An 18,403-nucleotide genomic window follows, 5' to 3' on the forward strand; every position below is an offset into this window, starting at 1 on the left:
ATGACCGTGCAGTGACGCAATCCCGGGTTTCCGGCCGCGAGACTGTGCAGCAGCGCGCTCTCCTGGCGGCCGTGCCCAATGCCGACCGACATCACCGCAGTTTCAATTGAAACTGCGGTCCACCACAGGGCCGAGGGCACCGGGGATTCGGCCTACGATCAGGGTGTGATCCGAGTTCGCGAGTTGCACCCGTGGCCGTCGACGGAGGCCGAAGCCGTTGCGATCCAAGAACAACTGCGCCCGCTCGTGCGCTTCGACGGCGAGCCCGCGGAGGTTCGCACGGCGGCGGGCCTGGACGTCGCCTACCGCGACGACTCGGGTCGCCTGGTCGCGGCCGTAACGGTCGTCGACGTGGCAACGCTGTCCGTTGTGGACAGTGTCGTAGTGCACGGCGAGACCGATTTTCCTTATGTGCCAGGGCTGTTCGCGTTTCGCGAAGCGCCTTCGTTGCTCCGGGCCTTGTCCGAGATGTCGGTGGTGCCGGACGTCTTGGTGTGCGACGGGCAGGGTCTCGCCCACCCGCGCCGCTTCGGGCTGGCCTGCCACCTGGGCGTGCTGACCGACCTCCCGAGCATCGGAGTCGGCAAGACGGCGATGGGCCGCTACGAGCCGCCGGGCGAGGAGCGCGGGGCGTGGTCACCGCTGCGGATGGACGACGAAGTCGTCGGCCGGGCGCTGCGGACGCAGCGGGGCGTCAAGCCGGTGTTCGTCTCCGTCGGCCACCGCTACACCCTCGACGGGGCCTGCGACCTGGTGCTCCGCCTGTCACCGAAGTACCGCCTGCCGGAAACGACCCGAACGGCCGACCACCTGGGCAGGACGGCGTAGCCCGGACGGTCGGCCTGGTCGATCTCGGCGGCCGTGGCTAGACGGCGGATTCGCGGCGCACGTCCAGGATGTTCGTCCCGTTCAGGTGGAAGACCTCGAAGAGCATGTCGGCGCCCTCCCGGCCCACGAAGTTGATCTCGGGCTTGGTGATCGGAACCAAGGTGAGGATCTGCAGCTGGGGCTTGGCCTGGTCCGGGTAGAGGTTGAACGCCTCGTCGAACATCGGGCTGGTGTGCGCGATGACCCCGACGATCTCGGTGCCCTCGATGATCGGCTGGTCGTTGTCGAAAACCGATCCGTACTCCATGCCCCGCTCGTTCTTGATGATCAACGAGGCGATCGAGTCGGTGAGGTAGTGCGCGATGTGCTGCTGGTCGGAACGCAGCGAGCAGACCAGCTCCTCGGGGAGCATCGAGGTGATCTTCTGGAACCGCAGGCCGTTGGTGACCACGGTGGTGACCGGCGGCTCCTCGTTCTGGTAGAAGGTCAGGTCGTAGCCGCGGTTGCCGCGGTCCGACTGCGCCGACTCGATCCGTTGAACCTGCCCGAGTCGCTGCTCGAGGTGGTCGAGCAGCTCGGGGGGCTGCTGGGCGTTCGTCACAGGTGCTCCGATCGTTCTTCCTGGAAGTATGCGGCTGTCCCGGCGAGCGTTCCAGGACCGTATCAGCGGCGGGGGTCTCCGAGCTTCTGTCCTCCCTTGACGATCGTTTGCGGATCGACGGGGGTGGTGGAGATCGGTTGCAGCTGCTGGCCCTGGAAGTGCTTCTCGAACAGTTGCGGGTACTTGCCGAAGCCCGGCGCCGTCGATTCGTGGCTGTGCTTCTGGTTCTCCGACTTGAGTTCGAGTCGGTAGTGGTCGGGGTGGTCGTACATCGCCTTGTACTGGTCGCGCGTCACCTCGTGGTGGATCGCGAACTCCCGCTGGCGCCAGTACTCGTAGTCCGGCATGTGGCCCATGTCCGCCACGCTCCGGTGCTTGCCGTCCACCTCTTCCTGCTTCGGGACGGTGAACTTGTCGTGCGGCGGTGCCGGGGGCTCCTCCCCGCGCGTGTACCAGTCCGGCGGGTCCGTTTCCCTGAGCTGCTGGTTCGGCGGTGTGCCGACGCGTTCGTAGAACTGCGGCTTCCCGGCGTCGTCCACGCCCACCGGGATGGGCTTGCCGGAGGCCGCGCACTTGTACGAACCATCGGGGTTCATCTCGGTGTTCTGGTAGACGCTGTGCTTGGTGCCCTCCGAGATGGCCGGCCGGTCACCCTCGTAGACCCAGCGCATGTACGTGTGGTCGTCCCTGAGGTGATCTGGAGTGTCGGGCGTCGGTTCGAGCGTGCCTTCGCGCTGGACCCACTCGTTGCTGTTCTCGTCCCACCGCAGCGGTGGGCCGCTCTGGCCATCGCGCAGACGCGCTTCGTGCCCACCGCCGTAGAGGTAGTACTTGTTGTCGTGCGGCGGCTGGCTCAGCGCCTCCTTGCGGTTCTTGATCTCCTCTTCGCTGAGCTTCTCCCGGTTCCCGCGCGCTTCGGCGTCGTCGGGCCGGTCGCCGATGTCTTCGCCGTCGCGAGACGGGTGGAAGGCGTCGTCGCTGGCAGGGGAGTTCGTGCCGTCCGGGTGGTGGGTGTCCCAGCCGCCGTCCGGCGGCCAGGTGGGCCCGCCGTCCGGGGCTCGGCTGCCGGCGAAGACGTTGCCGTTGGTGTCGGTCCAGGCCAGGCCGCGCGGGGCCGTCACGTCCACGCCGAGCTTCTTCGCCAGGTCGCCGGCGAAGTCGCCGGAGTTGCAGCTGACCAGGCGGATCGGGCTCTGGCCGTCCCAGCCGGAGCGGCGCAGCACGTCGGCGAACTCGTCCGGCGAGTAGCTGCGCCCGCCGATGTCGATCCGGCCGTCCGGACCCATGTGCGCGTCGACGGTGAAGTGCTTGCCGTCGTCCGGGACCCGGTGCGCCAGGTCCTGCATGTTCGGGTCGGTGTGGCCGGAAGTCCCCGCATCGGTGCGGTTGTTGTCGAGGGTGTCGACGCCGTCGTTGATCTTCTGGTCGTACTCGGGCGTGCCCGGCTCCGGCTTGTCGGCGTCCGGCTCGTGCGGCTTGTCCGCGTCGTCCTTCGGCTTGTCCGTCGTGTCGGGCTCGCGTTGGGAGTCCGCGCCGTCCTTCGGCTTGTCCGCGTCCGGGCCCTTCGAGTCCGGCTGGTTGGACGTGTCCGGCGACTTGGTGCCGTCCGGGGACTTCGTCGGGTCCGGGCTCTTGGTCGAGTCCGGTGCCTTGGACGAGTCCGGGGTCTTCGTGGTGTCCGGGGCCTTCGTGCTGTCCGGGGTCTTCGTGATGTCCGGCTTCGAGCCGGGCCCGCCTGCGTCGGGGCGCTGGTTCGGCGCGTCGGTGCGCGGCGCGCCGGGGCCTCCCGGCCCGCGGCCGTCGGGGCCCGTCGGTCGGGGAGAGCCGGTCGGTCCGCCGTTCGGGCGGGGCGGTGCGTCCGGTCCCGCCGATCCGCGGGGCGCCGCAGTGGGGCGCGGCGTAGCGTCCGGAGTGGACGGTGGGCGTCCGGCAGCGCCGGGGCTGCCCGGTGTGCCTGTCCAGCCGCCTCCGGAACCCGGACGGCTTCCGCCGCCGCTCGGGCTGGCGCCACCGCCGCCGGCGCCACCGCCGTGCGCGCCACCGCCCATCGCGCCGCCCGCCGGGGCTCCGGCGTTCGGCTGATCGGTGCGGGGAGCGTTGGGCGATGGTGCGGTCTGCGGAGCTGCCGGAGCGTCCACACTGGACGAGCTCGTGCCGGACGGGTTGCTCGGCCGGTCGAAGGACGACGGCGAGTGGCTGCCGCCACCACCGGAACCACCGCTGTGCGTCCCGCCGCCACCGGGCATGCCGCCGCCGGACGAACCGCCGCCGTGCGGGCCGGAGCCGCCGCTCGGCGAGCCACCCGCGTCGGGGCTGGAGCCGCCACCGTGCGGGCTGGAGCCGCCGCTGGGGCTGCCGGAGAGATCGCCGGAGAAAGCGGTGTTGCGGCTGTCCGGCGCGTGCCCACCACTGGGCGATCCGGAGGACCCGCCCCCGGAGTGGCTGCTGGAGCCCGGGCCGTCCGGCGAGGAGCTGCTGCTGGAATGGGTGCTCGAACCGCCCGAGTGCGGCGCGGAGCCGTCGGGCGAGGAGGTCGGCCTGCTGCTGTCCGGCGACGAGCTCGACGAGTGCGAACCGCCCGAGTCCGTGCTGCTGGAGCTCGACGAACCGCTGGACGACGAATCGGAGTGCGAGCCGCCGGAATCGCCGCCGCTCGACCGGCCGTCGCCGCCGGAGCCCGAGCCGTCCGAGCTGGATCCCGAACCGCTGGGGTCGGAGTTGGAGCTTCCGCTGGAGCTGGAGGAGTTCGATCCGTCGCTACCGGAGCCCGAGCCGCTGCCGGAACCGGAGTCGCCACCGGAACCGGAGCCCGACCCGTTGCCGGAACCGTTGCCACCGGACCCGTTACCGCCGGACCCAGAGCCCGAGCCGTTTCCGGAACCGTTGCTGCCGGATCCGGAGCCGCCGTCGCTGCCCGAACCCGAGCCGCCGTCGCTACCCGAGCCGGAGCCGCCGTCGCTACCCGAACCCGAGCCGCCGTCGCTACCCGAGCCGCCGTCGCCGCTGATGTTCGGGCCGCCGCCCGTCCTAGCGTTGTGCTTGCCGACGACGTTGGTGCCGAAGGCGTCGTCGAACTTCTTCCAGGAGCCCTCGGCGAAGTTGTCGGCGAGCTTGCCGGGGGCGTCGACGACCTTCTTGATGCCCTTGCCGAGCTTCTTCAGGATCTTGCCCAGGACCTCGACCATCTTGGCGATCTTCGGCGCCACGTTCTTGATCGTCTTGACCAGCTTCTGGACGACTTCGCTGATCTTCGAGACGGTCTTGGAGATGAACGCGGTCGCCTGGGCGACGATCACCGGGGTGCCGAGCCCGAAGGTGCACAGCGCTTCCAGCGCGTAGGTGATCAGCCGCGAGACGCAGTCGGCGACCAGGTCGCGGACGAATTCGCGGACGAACGAGACGACCTCGCCCATCACCGTCACGACGGTGCTCAGGATGCCGGCGAGCTCGCTGGCATCGTTGAGCGCGCTGGCCTTCTCCTCGGCGTGCTTGCGGTAGGCGTCACCGGCGGCGCCGGTCCACTGCGAGGTGTCGCCCTGGACGGCGCTGTTGTACTCCTCCGCGGCCTGCTTGACGGCTTCGGAGACCTTCTGCCAGGTCGCGCCGTAGGCCTTGACGCCGTCCGGGTCGCCGGCGAACCAGTCCAGCGCCTCCTTGAGCGGCTGCACGTGTTCGATCAGGAACGAGACGCCGTAGGACGCCAGCGTGCCGATGGGGTCCATGACCATGCTGGCCACTTCCATCGCGGCACCGCCGTAGGCGAGCCCCGCCTCCACCCAGCTGGATTCGTCGTTGAGGCTGGTGACGTCGTGGTACGACTCCAGGATGCCGACGCCCTTGATGCTGTCGGGCGTCTCGTTCGGGTCCTTCGGGAGGGTGTCCTCGGTAACGACGAGCGGATTGTCGGCCATCACTGCATCCCGCTGAACATCGAGCTGTTGTCGTCATCGGTGGACTGGTAGTCCTCGGCGGCGCCGCGCACGTTCTCGGCGGTGTCCTGCATCGCCTCCACGGCCTTCTGCAGCGTCTCGACGCCGTACTGCTCGACGGGCTGCAGCATCAGCGCGAAGGGCTGGCACAGGATCCCGTAGGCGTCGTTGTTCATCGTCACCTGCTGCGACGCGTCGACGGCGACGTTCAGCTGATCGACAACACCATCCACTTTGGACGCGTGCGATCGCAGGTTCTCGATGACGACGTTCATCTCGTCGGCCATCGTCGGCTCCCCTCAGTGCGGAACTCAGCGCAGGAACGAACCACCGCTGAAGTCGTCATCGTCGAAGTCGTCCGGGCGGCGGCGCGATGGCCGCGGCTGCTGTTGCGGAGGCGGCGGCGTGGCGGGACGTTGCGGAGGTTGTTGCCGCTGCTGCGGTTCCTCGTAGTCGTCTTCCAGCCCGAACTGCATCTCCGGCACGCCGGATTCGCGCCCCTGCGGGCCGTCCTCGTCCGCAGGCGGTTCCGGGAAGTTCTTGCGGGCCTCGCCGAGCACGTGCTGCGCGGCGGAGTCCTCCAGCCCGACCGTGCCCGCCACTGCCTGCTGCATGAGTTCGGGGATCTTCGCCTGCGCGGTCTGCACGGCGCGCATGATCTCGGCGGCGAGCTTCGCCATCGGGCGGTTGCTGGCGTTCTCGGAGAGCTGCAGGCTCTGCAGGATGCCGTTCGAGCCGATGGTCACCTGGATCGCTCCGTCGCGGGAGGTCTCCGTCACCGCGATCTGCTCGATCTCCTGCTGCATCCGGCCGAACTTCTCGGCCTTCTCCGCGGCGCGTTCCTGCCACTGCTGGACCATGCGCTCGGCGGCACCGATGTCTTCAACCACGCGTCCTCCCCGGCAGAACCCCCCTGTTCCGGAAAGAATGACGTGTTGGGAAACTGTTCGGATCCACCAGGCGGTACAAATGGGCCGAACAGATCAGCTCATTAAGTCGAATGGTCTAACAATCGTGCGCGAAAGTAGCTCAGCGGGTTCGTCGTGGCCCGGCCGTCCTGTGTGGACGCGAAGCCGCCTCATCCGGCCGTCAGGATCCCGTCCCGCAGCACGGGCGCCCGCCCGCTGCAGTTGACCTCGGCGGCCAGCGCGACGTCGTGCGCGAAGCCCCACTCCGCGAGCTCGCGGCCGGACTCGCAGTCGGCGAGCATGGCGCCGATCTCGCCCGACACGGCCTGGAACGCCGCCGCGGCCAGCTCGGCTTCGGGAGAGCGCCGTCCGGGCAACGCGGAGATGATCGCGCCCGCGCCGAGCAGATCCTCGATCGCCGGGCGCAGCTGGTCGTCCCGGCGCTCCCCGGCGGCGACGATTCCGATCGGGCCGCCCACCTTCACCGCCGCGCGGGCCACGGCCGCCGCGTTGCGCAGGCAGCCCGCGAACACGGTGGCCCCGGTCGCGACGGCCTCGGCGCACAGCGTCGCGCCGTTCGGCGACGGAAGCCCCAGCAGCACGTCCGGTGTCAGGGTGCGAAGCGACGACGGGCTCAGCGACCACTCGTCGAGGCTGCGGGGGCGCGCGAGCACGACGTCCTCGGGCGCCGACCCGTCCTGCCGGCGCAGCGGCATGACCCTGGCGCCGGTGCTCGTCGCCACGTCGACCGCCGTCGAGAAGGACAGGACGTCGACCACCACGAGCACCGGGTGGTCCGCCATGGCGCGCAGACCGGGCAGGGCCCAGTCGGTGTGCACATCGATGCTGGTCACGGCCGGTAGCGTAACCGGGGTGTGCGGGGGCGGTGGGCCGTTTGGCAGACTGCCCGCGTGCGCGTCTACATCGGCTCCGACCATGCCGGCTACGAACTCAAGAACCACCTCGTCAAGTGGCTGACCGACAAGGGTCACGACGTGACCGACATCGGTCCGGCGGAATACGACGCCCAGGACGACTACCCGCCGTTCTGCGTCGAGACCGCCCGCCGCGTCGTCGCCGACGAGGGCAGCCTCGGGCTGGTCCTCGGCGGATCCGGCAACGGCGAGCAGATCGCCGCGAACAAGGTCCCCGGCGCCCGCGCCGCGCTGGCCTGGAGCGTCGAGACCGCGAAGCTCGCCCGGCAGCACAACAACGCGCTGCTGGCCGGCATCGGTGCGCGGATGCACACCGTCGACGAGGCCGAGCAGATCGTCGAGGCGTTCCTGACCACCGACTTCGAGGGCGGCCGGCACCAGCGCCGGATCGACCTGCTCACCGACTACGAGAAGACCGGCGAGCCCCCGGCCCTGCCCGGCAACTGATCCCATGGCACCGGCACGTCCGACCGCGGCGCTGCTGACACCTCTGGTGGCGGCGGCGGGAACCGCGGTCGGCGTGCTGGTGCTCTTCTTCGGGCAGCGCGCGCTCGCGCCCGTCCTCGCCGGCGGTCCCGGCGCGACCTGCACCGAACCCGACTGCCTGCTCGGGGTGGGCCTGTGGCTGATCGTGGGCGGCGTCCTCGCGGTGTGCGCCTCGCTGCTGGCCGGGGCGGTGTTCCGGCATCCCGACCGACCGGTCCGGCGCGGCCTGTTCGTCGCGCTGTGGTGCGTGGCGGCCTACCTCGTGGAGTCGGTCGTGCTGTGGATCCTCGCCTGACGCGGACGGACTGTTGACATGCCTGAAGGCCACACGCTGCACCGGCTCGCCGGGCTGCACGGCGACCTGTTCGCCGGCACGGAGGTCCAGGTGCGCAGCCCGCAGGGGCGGTTCGCCACCAGCGCCTCGTTGCTGACCGGCTCGGTGTTCGAGCGGGCCGAGGCGCACGGCAAGCACCTGTTCCACTTCTACGGCCCGGACCGGGTCGTCCACGTGCACCTCGGGTTGTACGGCACGTTCACCGAGTCCGAGCTCCCGCTGACCGAGCCCCGCGGCCAGGTGCGGATGCGCATCGTCGGCCGCACGCATTGGACGGACCTGCGCGGGCCCACCGCGTGCGAGCTGCTGACCGGCGAGGAGGCCGCCGCGCTGCGCGGTCGGCTGGGGCCGGACCCGCTGCGCCGCGACGCCGATCCCGAGCGGGCGTGGCAGCGGATCTCGCGTTCCCGCACCAGCATCGCCGCGCTGCTGATGGATCAGAAGGTGCTGGCCGGCGTCGGCAACGTCTACCGGGCGGAAGTGCTGTTCCGGCACGGGATTCCGCCGTACACGCCGGGCCGCTCGCTCGGGCGCGAGCAGTGGGACGCGATCTGGGCCGACCTCGTCGAGCTGATGGCCGACGGGGTGCGGGTGGGGCGCATCGACACGGTGCGCCCGGAGCACCTGCCGGAGGTCACCGGCCGGGCGCCGAGGCAGGACCGGCACGGCGGCGAGGTCTACGTCTACCGGCGAGCGGGGATGCCCTGCCTGATCTGCGGAACGCCGGTGGCGATGGCGGACCTGTCGGCCCGCAAGCTCTACTGGTGCCCCACCTGCCAAGAAACCTGACCACCACCCGCCCCTCCCGGGAGGCTGTGGACAACTCCCGCAGTTTCAATTGAAATTGCGGGTTGTCGTCGGCGGCATCGGAACCGTCAGATGTCGAAACCGCCCATGTCGAAGTCGCCCGCGTCGAAGCCGCCGGCGTCGCCCGAGTCTCCGCCGTCGAAGCCCTGGTCACCGATGCCCTGGTCGCCGTCGGCTCCCAGGCCGTCCTGGTAGCCCTCCGCGTACGCGGCTTCCGCCGGGACTCCCGCCATGCCGCCGAACAGGGCGCTCATCAGCACGAACGAGCCCACGCCCCAGGCGCCCGCGACCAGCGCCGGCTTCCACCACGGCTCGCTGTACCAGCCCTGCGGCACCGGCCGCCCGGCGACCGTGCCGCCCGGGTAGTAGTGCGGCGTCTGCTCGGTCGGGTTCGGCGACGCCACCTGGTGCCGGCCCTCCACCTCGACGTCGCGGTACTCGGTGACCTTGCCCGCGCCGTGCTGGCCGGACAGGTCGGGCAGCTCCGGGCCCGGGTCCATGTCCATCGCGACCCGCGCCGCCCGCACGTAGTACAGGCCTTCCAGCGCGGACTCCGTGGTCAGGCGCGCCTGCGCGGCGGTGTTCGCCCGGTCGAGCTGGGAGATCGCCGCCCCGTGCCGTTCGGCCGCGTCGGCGAGGGCCTGCTTGGCCGCCTCGTTGGTGCCGACCAGGTTGAGCACCTGCCCGCCGAGTCGCTCCACCCAGCGCCGCGCTTCGGCCTTGGCGTCCTCCAGCTGCTTCTGCTGGTGCGCCACGGCCTTCTGGCGGGACCACCAGACCGCGGCGACGATCACCACGAGGGCGATCACGATGATGATGGTTGCGGTCACCCGGGCCTCCCGTTCCGGCGGACGCGTCGATTTCGACAGTACGCCGCCGGAACGAGGATGCGGTCGGGTCAGAAGCTCTCCGGGCAGTGCGGGGCGTCTTCGGTGGCGAACGCGCGGGAGGCTTCGAGCAACGCGCCGGGGGCGAGCTCGGCGACCCGCCCGGAGCGTGCCAAGCCGGAAAGTGTGTTCCCGCCCAGGTACGCCGCGGCCAGGTCGGTGACGTCCAGCCCGAGCTGGCCGGGGTCGTCGGTGCGGGCGATCTTGCCGACGCCGTCGGAACCGGCGGTCAGCCGCCACCGGCCCGCGTTCCACGGGCAGAACCGGTCGGTGATGTCGAGCACGACGTCGACCGGGGCCGAGTACCGGCGCGCGGGCAGCGCGCGGTCGACGTCGACGAGCCGCACCCACAGCCCGTCGAGGATCTGCCGGCTCGCCGCGCGCGGGTCGGCGAGCATGCCCACCACCGGCTCGTCGAGCGCGGCCTTCGGCCAGTTCACCTCGCCGACCAGGTCGATGTCGAGCAGGTACCGCCACAGCGCGGCGTAGGCCTGCGGGGTCGCCGCGACGAGTTCCAGCACCTGCAGCTGGTATGCGGGGCCCCGGGTGGTCCACTCGGGCTTGGGCCGGTAGATGACGTAGCCGTCGGGGTGCAGCGCGAACCTGGCCCGGCCCAGGTCGCCGCGCTCGGCGCGGTCGTCGATCATCCGGACTTCCCAGGAGCCGTCGCCCCGGGACAGCCAGCCGGTCCGGGCGGCGGCCACCTCCGGGTAGCGCCGGTGGGCGAATTCCAGCGCGGTTTCCCGGTCGACCTCCCGGACCCGTCGCTCGTCGACGTCCACAGTGGACAGGAATGCGGCGCCGCGCGGCAGGCTCAGGCGGGTTTCGCAGCTGGCCAGGCCGTAGCCGAAGCGGCCGTAGATGGCGCCTTCCGAGGCGTACAGCGCGGCGAGCCCGGAGCCGCTGTCGTGCAGCTCGTCGAGCTGGGCTGGGCGCGCATCAGGGAGGTCAGCACGCCGCGCCGCCGGTGGCCCGGCTTGACCCCGACCGCGCTGATGGCCGCGACCGGGTGCCGCGCCGGGCCGGGCACGGTGATGTCCAGCGCGAACCGCCCGGCGACACCGATCAGCTCGTCGCCGTCGAAGGTCCCGTGCGCCAGCGACGTGTCGAAGACCTCGCGGTAGCGCTCCATCGCGGGGTCCCGGCTGTCGTCGAGGAAGGCCGCGGTGAACACCGCGAAGAAGCTCTCGTAGTCGCCGGTCGAAAGTTTTCTCGTGGTGAGGTCCGCCATGTGGCGTTCCTACCGCCGACGAGCCTTTCGTGCGACCCTTTTTCGGTCAGGCGCCGAGCGGGACCTCGGCGATGGTCTCCCACTCGGAGCACGAGTGGTCCCGGTTGAGCTTGACCAGCGACAGCGAGGGCACCTTCGCCGTGGTCGGCTCCACCGCGGTCGCGCTGAGCGTGGCGATGGCGAAGATGGCCGGGCCGTCCGTCGTGGAGTGGGCGAGGCTCACGTGCTTGTCGACGTCCTCGGGCTCCGCGGGCAGCGGCGTCTCGCCGATGGCCTCGGTGGTCGTTTCCCGCACCGCGGCGCGGAGTTCGAGCACCGTCGACTGCGGTTCGGCCGGCAGCGCCAGCGACTCCGGCAGCACCACGGCGTGGTGGAACGCCAGGGTCAGGGGCAGCACCGACGCCAGCCGCGGCCGGGCGGCGGCCAGCAGCGCCTCGATGCGGTCTTCGCCGATCTCGTCGGTGAAACCGATCTCCTGCACCAGGATGTGCATCCATTCCAGCGGGACGAGGTCGAAGCCCGGCAGGTCGCGCAGGGCGTACTGGTAGTCGTTCACCAGCTTGCGCAGCCCGGGTTGGTCGGCCAGCGGCAGCAGCCACGCGTAGCCGGTGCGCCCGGCGCGCCAGCCCGGGCGCCAGCGGGCGTGATTGCGGACCTGATCGGCGTGTGGCATGTCGGTCACCCCTCACATACTGCCCGGGCCGGTCCGGGCGTGGGGCGAGCTTGAGCTATCTCACGGTTTCCGAGGGCTCGCGTTCACCCTGCCGTGCCTTCGCGGCCGGAGCGTCCAAGCTGGCCGCCGCGTCGGAGTCTCGCACGCCCAGCCCCAGCAGCAACCCCAGCCCGGCGAAGACCACCGAGACCAGGAACGCGCCGTGGTAGGCGCCGAGGTGCGCCGCGGCGACCTGACCGGCCGCGGCGGGATCCACTGTGGACATGCCGCGTTCGGTCAGCACCACCAGCACGGTCGCGACGATCGCGGTGCCCAGCGCGGTGGCGACCTGCCTGCTGACGTTGAACATCGAGCTGGCCTGGCCCATGGCGGGGCCGGAGATCCGGGCGAAGGTCGCGGTCTGCACCGGGGTCATCAGCAGCCCCATCGCCACGCCCTGCACCGCGAGCAACGCGACGAGGAACCACAGCGAGGTGTCGACGCCCTGCAGCTGCAACCCGATCCCGATCACGACCTGCACGGCGAACCCGGCCAGGATCAGCCGCTTCGGCCCGACCCGGCCGTAGATCCGGCTGATCACCTGGGTGGTCATCAGCATGCTGATGGCCTGCGGCATCAGCACGAGCCCGGCGTGCATGGGCGACACCCCGCGCAGGTTCTGCAGGTACAGCGGGATGAGGAAGAGCACCCCGAACATCGCGCCGGTCTGGCACAGCAGCAGCAGGTTGCCGGTGCGGAACAGCCGGTCGGTGAGCAGCCGGAGGTCGAGCATCGGGGCGCGCACGGTCAGCTCCCGCCAGACCAGCCCGCCGATGAGCAGCACCGCGGCGATGAGGCTCAGCCAGACCTGCGGCTCGCCCCAGCCGAGCTGCGCGCCCTGGTCGAGGCCGTAGAGCAGCGTGGCGAGCCCGGCGCCGGCGAGCACGAACCCGGGCAGGTCGAACCGGCCGGGATCGCGACGCGCCTCCTCCTTCAGGAAGAGAACGGTGAACAGCAGCGCCAGCGCCCCGACGGGAACGTTGATGAAGAAGATCCAGCGCCAGCTGGCGTATTCGACGAGGAGGCCGCCGAGCACGGGCCCGAGCATGGGGGCGACGGTGATCGGGATGGAGAGCACGGCGCCGGCCTTGGCGCGCTCGTTGGGCGGGAATGCGCGGAACAGCATCGCCTGGCCGACGGGCACCAGCATGCCGCCGCCGACGCCCTGGAACACCCGGGCGGCGATGAGGTGCCACATCTCGGTGGACACGCCGCAGAGCACGGAAGCGAAGGTGAAGATCACGACGGCGGCCTGGAAGGTCCGCTTGCTGCCGAACCGGTCGGCGATCCAGCCGGAGGAGGGGATGAAGACGGCGAGGCTGATCATGTAACCGGTGAGAACCCACTGCAGGGCAGCGGCATCGACGTCGAACTCCCGCCCCAGGGTGGCCAGGGCGACGTTGAGGATGGTGACGTCCAGGATCTGCATGATCAGCGCCAGCACGAAGGTGATGCCGACCAACCACTTGTACTCGAGCCGCCGCACAAAACCCCCAAGATCGAAAGAAGAAGACGACCACCGACCGGCAGACGAGCCGACCGCCCGACCGCAAAGCGACCGGGGCCGGACCGAGCCCCAAGCTTCCCGGAACCCCCTGACAAAACCCAAAGCCTTTTTATTCCCCAAAAGCCCCAAAATCACGCCCAACAACCCAAACAACCACAAACCCCCAACCGAAGCCGAAGCCGAAGCCGAGCAGTCCAGCGGAGGAATCAAGATCAAGGCCGAGGACTCCGCAGACTGATCCACGGGGGCGATGAAGGTCGAGCAAGCTGCAGGAAGAGCCCGCCGTTCTCGCGCGAAAACGCCACCCGGACAGAGAAGGGAACGCGGCTGGTCGAAAACCCAGGCCGGGAACGCCCCAAATCGCAAGGAGCAAAGAAGATGATGACCCCGCACCGTGGGGGGTGTGGGGGGCTCGGCCCCCCACGGCAAAGGCGAAGAGTAAGGGTCGGGTGGCGAAGCCACCAGACACAACAAGCCCAACTCGGAGCGGGCGACGGGAATCGAACCCGCGTAGCCAGTTTGGAAGACTGGGGCTCTACCATTGAGCTACGCCCGCATGCCGGTTTCGCCCGTCCCTCGCGGGTTGGGCGACCTTGCGTGCCACAGCTTAGCGGGTCGCGATAGGCTCTTCGCAACGCACCCGGTTCTTCCGGGTGTGCCGCACGTCGGACGGGGTGTGGCGCAGTTTGGTAGCGCACTCGCTTTGGGTGCGAGGGGTCGTGGGTTCAAATCCCGCCACCCCGACGTCGCGGCCGGCCGCTCGCCTGCAGGTGGGTGGCCGGTTTTCTTTTGCCCGTCGGCGGGTTGCGCGTGGTGATGTGCGTCGCAGCGGGTGGCTGCGGTTCGTAACGCTCCGTCGCGGGCGGCCGATTCCTCCGTCGTGCGCGATTGGAGTGTGGCCGGGTTCCGCGTTCAGCCGCCTGCCTTGGCGGTGTGCGTGGTGCTGGGCGCCGTCGTGGCGTTCCTGGTCGTGGTGTCGTTGTGCGTGCCGGGGCCGCCGGGTACGCCCGAGTTGGCGCCGCCGGACGGGATCATGACCGCGGTGACGCCCACGCGGTTGGGTTCTGCGGCGGGTGCGTTGGCCGGCCGTTGATGGTTTCGGCGGTGCAGGTGGTGGGGCGGACCGCTTTCTTCCCGCAGCTGTTGGGGCGCGGTGGGTCGAGTTCGTGTTCGCGGACCTCGACCTGCCAGCTGCGGCCGTCCTGGTGGCCGATCGTCACCTGGCCGTTCTCCTCGGCGGTGACGCGCAGGGCGTCGGCGAGGTATTCGCCGATGTGCTCCCGGACGGCGAGTTCGGCGGTTTGGCCGGCGCGGGTCCACGACGACCGGCCGCGGCAGTGGTCGAGCACGACCTTGCCGGCCGCGGCGGAGGACAGCACCGCTTCGGCGGCGGGCGCGGTCAGCCGCCCGTAGGTGTAGCCGCTGGGCAGCACGACCGCGGCGGGCGCGAAGCGGTGTCCGCCGGTGTGCGTGGATTCCCAGATCGAGCCGTCGTGCCGGCCGGCGAGTTCGGTGATGAGTTCGCGGCCGAGCAGTGCGCAGCACCGGTCGCGGCGGCCGTTGGTGCACACCAGCAGCAGCGGGTCGGCGACGGGCCGGCCCCAGCCGTCGTGGTGGCCGGCGGCGATCCGGCCGAAGTCGAGTTCGAGCAGGTCGGCGGGGTTGTCGACGGTCGTGGTCCGCAGCCAGCCGGTGCCGGGGGCGGTGTGCGCGAGGAACACCCGGCGCGGCTGGCCGTCGGCGGTGTCCGCGTGCCGACCGGGCTGCCGGATGAGCTGGATCCGCACGCCGTGCTCGTCGGTGCGCGCGGACAGCGCCCGTCCCAGTTCGGGGTCCAGGTGGCTCTGGACCAGCGCGTTGTGGCCCCAGGGGCCGCGCTGTTCCAGGCACAGCCAGCTGCCTGCCACCGCGGCGGTGCCGGGCAGCGGCTCGGCGAACGTCTCGGACAGGGCGGCGCAGGTGGCCGCGTCGGCTGCGGTGTGGTGCACGTTTCCACTCAAGCACGGATGGCCGCCCGATGGTTAGGTGAGGCTGGCCAATGCGGGTTGTGGCAACCCCGGGCCGTGTGCCCCGGCGGGAAGCAATAGACTCGGAGGTCAGCCCGGCATCGTTGGACGTGGTGGTATGCCGCGCCCGTTGGCAGCGCCGGGAATCAAGCACGTTCGCACTAGGAGACCACGTGAAGAGCACCGTCGAGCACCTGAGCCCGACGCGCGTCCGGATCAACGTCGAGGTGCCGTTCGACGAGCTCAAGCCGAACTTCGACCGCGCGTACAAGGCACTCGCCCAGCAGGTCCGCATCCCCGGCTTCCGGCCGGGCAAGGTCCCGGCGCGGGTGCTGGAGAGCCGCATCGGTCGGGGCCCCGTGCTCGACGAGGTCGTCAACGAAGCGGTCCCGGCCAAGTACCTGGAGGCGGTCAACAGCAGCGAGGTGCGCACCCTCGGTCGCCCGGACATCGAGGTGACCAAGATCGAGGACGGCGCGGAGATCGCGTTCACCGCCGAGGTCGACGTCCGCCCGGAGATCACCGTGCCCGCGTTCGGCGAGCTGTCGGTGAGCGTCGACGACGTCGAGGTCACCGAGGAAGAGGTGACCGAGCAGCTCGACTCGCTGCGCGCCCGCTTCGGCACCCTGGCCGGGGTCGAGCGCCCCGCGCAGGAAGGCGACTTCGTCAGCATCGACCTGTCCGCCACCGTCGACGGTGAGGACGTCGAGGACGCCAAGACCAGCGGCCTGTCCTACGAGATCGGCTCGGGCCAGCTCATCGAGGGCATCGACGACGCGCTGATCGGCGCGAGCGAGGGCGACACCAAGGCGTTCACCACGAAGCTGGTGGCCGGCGAGTACGCGGGCAAGGACGCCGAGGTTTCGGTCGTGCTGAACTCCGTCAAGGAGCGCCAGCTGCCCGAGGCCGACGACGAGTTCGCCCAGATGGCCAGCGAGTTCGACACCGTCGAGGAACTCGTCGCCGACCTGCGGGAGCGCCTGGGCCGCGTCAAGAAGATGCAGCAGGGCATGCAGGCCCGGGACAAGGTCCTGGACGCGCTGCTGGAGACCATCGAGGTGCCGCTGCCGGAGAAGGTCGTCGAGTCGGAGATCGAGGTGCGCCAGCACGACGCGGTGCACCCGTTCGACCACGACGAGGCGCGCTTCGAGGAGTGGCTCGGGCAGCAGGAGAAGACCCGCGAGGAGTTCGACGCGGAGACCCGCACCGAGGCGGAGAAGGCGGTCAAGACCCAGCTGGTGCTGGACACCATCGCCGACGCCGAGGACGTCTCGGTCTCCGACGACGAGCTCACCCAGCGGATCATCTACCAAGCGCAGCGCTTCGGGATGAGCCCGGACCAGTTCGTGCAGCAGGCGCAGCAGTCGGGCCAGCTCGGCTCGCTGTACGCCGACGTGCGCCGCAGCAAGGCGCTGTTCTCGGTCGTGCGCCAGGCCACCGTCACCGACGAGGCCGGCAACGAGCTGGACCTGGACGAGCTGTTCGGCCCGCAGGAGTCCGAGTCGGACGAGGCGGCCGAGACCGCGAAGGCGGAGTGACCGACCTCTCGGGCGGACAATTTAAAAGCATGCTCTAAGCGAACGTGGGTGGTACTGGGAAGCTGGTGCCGCCCACGTTCGTTAGGGTCGGTTGTAGCGGATCGCCCGAGAGGGAAGCAGGACAACGCCTGGGGCCGCGCCCGACGTGTCGGCCGCGCCGGTCCACTGTGGAAGTGGGCGGAGTGGCCGATGTGGCCCCGGTGGACAACGGCCCATTGTGGGAGAAGGCAGGGAGACGTGACGTGACGCAGCACCTGACTGTTCCGACGTCCGACGCGCGGTCGCCGTCCATGCGGACGGGGACGAACGGGCTCTCGCTCAACGACTCGGTTTACGAGCGGCTGCTGCGGGAGCGCATCATCGTCCTCGGCTCCCAGGTCGAGGATTCGATCTCGAACCAGATCTGCTCGCAGCTGCTGCTGCTGGCGGCGGAAGACCCGGAACGGGACATTTCGCTCTACATCAACTCGCCGGGCGGCTCGGTGACGGCGGGCATGGCGATCTACGACACCATGCAGCTGATCAAGCCGGACGTGGCCACGGTGGCGATGGGCATGGCCGCTTCGATGGGGCAGTTCTTGCTGTCCGCCGGCACCAAGGGCAAGCGCTTCGCGCTGCCGCACGCCCGGATCATGATGCACCAGCCGTCGGCCGGCCTCGGCGGTACGGCTTCGGACATCGAGATCCAGGCCAAGATGTTCTCCCGGCACAAGAAGGAAATGGCCGAGCTGATCGCCGAGCAGACCGGTCAGACGGTGGAGAAGATCATGCAAGACGCGGACCGCGACCGCTGGTTCACCGCGGAGGAGGCCCGGGACTACGGGCTCGTGGACCACGTGGCGAGCGCCGCTAATCTGCCCAGCAGCTGATCATCTCCGCCCGAGACCTAGCAACGAGGAGTCACCCGTCGTGAACCCTTACCAGTCTTTGCAGTCCCGCTACGTGCTGCCCTCGTTCGTCGAGCGCACCGCGTACGGCGTCAAGGAGTCGAACCCGTACAACAAGCTGTTCGAGGAGCGCATCATCTTCCTCGGCGTCCAGGTGGACGACGCGTCCGCCAACGACGTGATGGCGCAGCTGCTGTTCCTGGAGTCCGACGACCCGGACCGCGAGATCCAGATCTACATCAACTCGCCCGGTGGTTCGTTCACCGCGCTGATGGCGATCTACGACACGATCCAGTACGTCCGCCCGGACGTGCGCACCATCTGCCTCGGCCAGGCCGCCTCGGCCGCGGCGGTGCTGCTGGCGGCCGGCACCAAGGGCAAGCGCCAGGCGCTGCCGAACTCGCGCGTGCTGATCCACCAGCCCTCGGTGGAGGGCATCCAGGGCCAGGTTTCCGACCTGGAGATCCAGGCTGCAGAGGTGCTGCGGATGCGGGACCTGCTGGAGACCACGCTGGCCCGGCACACCAACCGGACCGTGGACCAGATCCGCGAGGACATCGACCGGGACAAGATCCTGACCGCCGACCAGGCCGCCGAGTACGGCCTGATCGACGAGGTCGTGCCCTACCGCAAGCTCTCGACGCAGAAGGCGTAAGGAGATTGCACGGCTCCGCTCGCGAGGGCGGGGCGGACGGCCGGGCGTGGTGGTTGCGCCACGCCCGGCCGTCATGCACGACACGCCGGACGAGGTGCTGGTCACACCACGCTCGGCAATGGCGGACACTGTGAGTCTCCCCGAACCCGGGG

At 70.2% G+C, this 18,403-nt stretch carries 19 protein-coding genes and 2 tRNA genes; 8 read left to right on the forward strand and 13 right to left on the reverse strand.

Going from position 1 to position 18,403, the window contains the following annotated elements; translation table 11 throughout:
• Positions 1 to 165 precede the first annotated feature (165 nt).
• On the forward strand, positions 166 to 828 hold the full coding sequence (locus AB0H93_RS29210; protein ID WP_358576609.1) for an endonuclease V: 663 nt from the start codon (positions 166 to 168) through the stop codon (positions 826 to 828).
• A gap of 37 nt (positions 829 to 865) precedes the next feature.
• Here AB0H93_RS29210 and AB0H93_RS29215 read toward each other — a convergent pair whose 3' ends face one another.
• The 5 genes from AB0H93_RS29215 to AB0H93_RS29235 form a co-directional block, all read right to left on the reverse strand.
• Positions 866 to 1,429, reverse strand: a complete 564-nt coding sequence (locus tag AB0H93_RS29215) for a suppressor of fused domain protein (RefSeq protein WP_358576610.1) — start codon at positions 1,427 to 1,429, stop codon at positions 866 to 868.
• A 62-nt stretch (positions 1,430 to 1,491) separates the two neighbouring features.
• Positions 1,492 to 5,340, reverse strand: coding sequence for a GH-E family nuclease (locus AB0H93_RS29220; RefSeq protein WP_358576611.1), 3,849 nt, complete (start codon positions 5,338 to 5,340; stop codon positions 1,492 to 1,494).
• Complete coding sequence (locus AB0H93_RS29225; RefSeq protein WP_358576612.1) at positions 5,340 to 5,645, reverse strand: ESX-1 secretion-associated protein; 306 nt, start codon at positions 5,643 to 5,645, stop codon at positions 5,340 to 5,342. The genes AB0H93_RS29220 and AB0H93_RS29225 overlap by 1 nt, the downstream gene beginning before the upstream one ends.
• Positions 5,646 to 5,669: 24 nt before the next feature.
• On the reverse strand, positions 5,670 to 6,248 hold the full coding sequence (locus AB0H93_RS29230) for a YbaB/EbfC family nucleoid-associated protein (RefSeq protein ID WP_358576614.1): 579 nt from the start codon (positions 6,246 to 6,248) through the stop codon (positions 5,670 to 5,672).
• Between the two features lie 188 nt (positions 6,249 to 6,436).
• Positions 6,437 to 7,120: a 2-phosphosulfolactate phosphatase gene (locus AB0H93_RS29235; protein WP_358576616.1), complete on the reverse strand. Its 684-nt coding sequence runs from the start codon at positions 7,118 to 7,120 to the stop codon at positions 6,437 to 6,439.
• Between the two features lie 57 nt (positions 7,121 to 7,177).
• Here AB0H93_RS29235 and AB0H93_RS29240 point away from each other — a divergent pair, with 57 nt between their 5' ends.
• From AB0H93_RS29240 to AB0H93_RS29250, 3 genes are read left to right on the forward strand one after another with little or no spacing between them, the layout of a single operon-like run.
• Positions 7,178 to 7,648: a ribose-5-phosphate isomerase gene (locus tag AB0H93_RS29240; RefSeq protein ID WP_093275003.1), complete on the forward strand. Its 471-nt coding sequence runs from the start codon at positions 7,178 to 7,180 to the stop codon at positions 7,646 to 7,648.
• Positions 7,649 to 7,652: 4 nt separating this feature from the next.
• On the forward strand, positions 7,653 to 7,982 hold the full coding sequence (locus tag AB0H93_RS29245) for a hypothetical protein (protein ID WP_358576617.1): 330 nt from the start codon (positions 7,653 to 7,655) through the stop codon (positions 7,980 to 7,982).
• Positions 7,983 to 8,000: 18 nt separating this feature from the next.
• Positions 8,001 to 8,810 carry a DNA-formamidopyrimidine glycosylase family protein gene (locus tag AB0H93_RS29250; RefSeq protein ID WP_358576619.1) on the forward strand — a complete coding sequence of 270 codons (810 nt, stop codon included), beginning with the start codon at positions 8,001 to 8,003 and terminating at the stop codon, positions 8,808 to 8,810.
• Positions 8,811 to 8,896: 86 nt separating this feature from the next.
• Here AB0H93_RS29250 and AB0H93_RS29255 read toward each other — a convergent pair whose 3' ends face one another.
• The 6 genes from AB0H93_RS29255 to AB0H93_RS29280 form a co-directional block, all read right to left on the reverse strand.
• Complete coding sequence (locus tag AB0H93_RS29255) at positions 8,897 to 9,658, reverse strand: hypothetical protein (protein WP_358576620.1); 762 nt, start codon at positions 9,656 to 9,658, stop codon at positions 8,897 to 8,899.
• A 68-nt stretch (positions 9,659 to 9,726) separates the two neighbouring features.
• Positions 9,727 to 10,629, reverse strand: a complete 903-nt coding sequence (locus AB0H93_RS29260; RefSeq protein ID WP_358576741.1) for a sterol carrier protein domain-containing protein — start codon at positions 10,627 to 10,629, stop codon at positions 9,727 to 9,729.
• Entirely contained in the window at positions 10,530 to 10,946 is a 417-nt protein-coding gene (locus tag AB0H93_RS29265; RefSeq protein ID WP_358576621.1) for a GNAT family N-acetyltransferase, read from the reverse strand. The genes AB0H93_RS29260 and AB0H93_RS29265 overlap by 100 nt, the downstream gene beginning before the upstream one ends.
• Positions 10,947 to 10,992: 46 nt before the next feature.
• Positions 10,993 to 11,619, reverse strand: a complete 627-nt coding sequence (locus AB0H93_RS29270) for a 2'-5' RNA ligase family protein (RefSeq protein ID WP_358576743.1) — start codon at positions 11,617 to 11,619, stop codon at positions 10,993 to 10,995.
• 55 nt (positions 11,620 to 11,674) lie between these two features.
• Entirely contained in the window at positions 11,675 to 13,144 is a 1,470-nt protein-coding gene (locus AB0H93_RS29275; protein ID WP_358576622.1) for a DHA2 family efflux MFS transporter permease subunit, read from the reverse strand.
• Positions 13,145 to 13,650: 506 nt separating this feature from the next.
• Positions 13,651 to 13,721 (reverse strand) — tRNA-Gly (locus tag AB0H93_RS29280).
• A 114-nt stretch (positions 13,722 to 13,835) separates the two neighbouring features.
• Between AB0H93_RS29280 and AB0H93_RS29285 the strand changes: the two genes are divergently transcribed.
• Positions 13,836 to 13,909: transfer RNA gene (locus AB0H93_RS29285), tRNA-Pro, on the forward strand.
• Between the two features lie 168 nt (positions 13,910 to 14,077).
• Here the strand turns inward: AB0H93_RS29285 and AB0H93_RS29290 are convergent.
• Together AB0H93_RS29290 and AB0H93_RS29295 are read right to left on the reverse strand one after the other, a co-directional pair.
• Complete coding sequence (locus tag AB0H93_RS29290) at positions 14,078 to 14,218, reverse strand: hypothetical protein (RefSeq protein WP_165968244.1); 141 nt, start codon at positions 14,216 to 14,218, stop codon at positions 14,078 to 14,080.
• Positions 14,197 to 15,153, reverse strand: a complete 957-nt coding sequence (locus AB0H93_RS29295) for a sucrase ferredoxin (protein ID WP_358576623.1) — start codon at positions 15,151 to 15,153, stop codon at positions 14,197 to 14,199. The genes AB0H93_RS29290 and AB0H93_RS29295 overlap by 22 nt, the downstream gene beginning before the upstream one ends.
• 191 nt (positions 15,154 to 15,344) lie before the next feature.
• Between AB0H93_RS29295 and tig the strand changes: the two genes are divergently transcribed.
• The 3 genes from tig (at position 15,345) to AB0H93_RS29310 (ending at position 18,251) form a co-directional block, all read left to right on the forward strand.
• Entirely contained in the window at positions 15,345 to 16,709 is a 1,365-nt protein-coding gene (tig, locus tag AB0H93_RS29300) for a trigger factor (protein ID WP_358576625.1), read from the forward strand.
• Between the two features lie 242 nt (positions 16,710 to 16,951).
• Positions 16,952 to 17,578, forward strand: coding sequence for an ATP-dependent Clp protease proteolytic subunit (locus AB0H93_RS29305; RefSeq protein ID WP_358576626.1), 627 nt, complete (start codon positions 16,952 to 16,954; stop codon positions 17,576 to 17,578).
• Between the two features lie 40 nt (positions 17,579 to 17,618).
• Positions 17,619 to 18,251, forward strand: a complete 633-nt coding sequence (locus AB0H93_RS29310; RefSeq protein ID WP_358576628.1) for an ATP-dependent Clp protease proteolytic subunit — start codon at positions 17,619 to 17,621, stop codon at positions 18,249 to 18,251.
• The last annotated feature ends 152 nt before the right edge of the window (positions 18,252 to 18,403 follow it).

This window comes from Saccharopolyspora sp. NPDC050642 (assembly GCF_040654735.1).
GTDB lineage: Bacteria > Actinomycetota > Actinomycetes > Mycobacteriales > Pseudonocardiaceae > Saccharopolyspora > Saccharopolyspora elongata.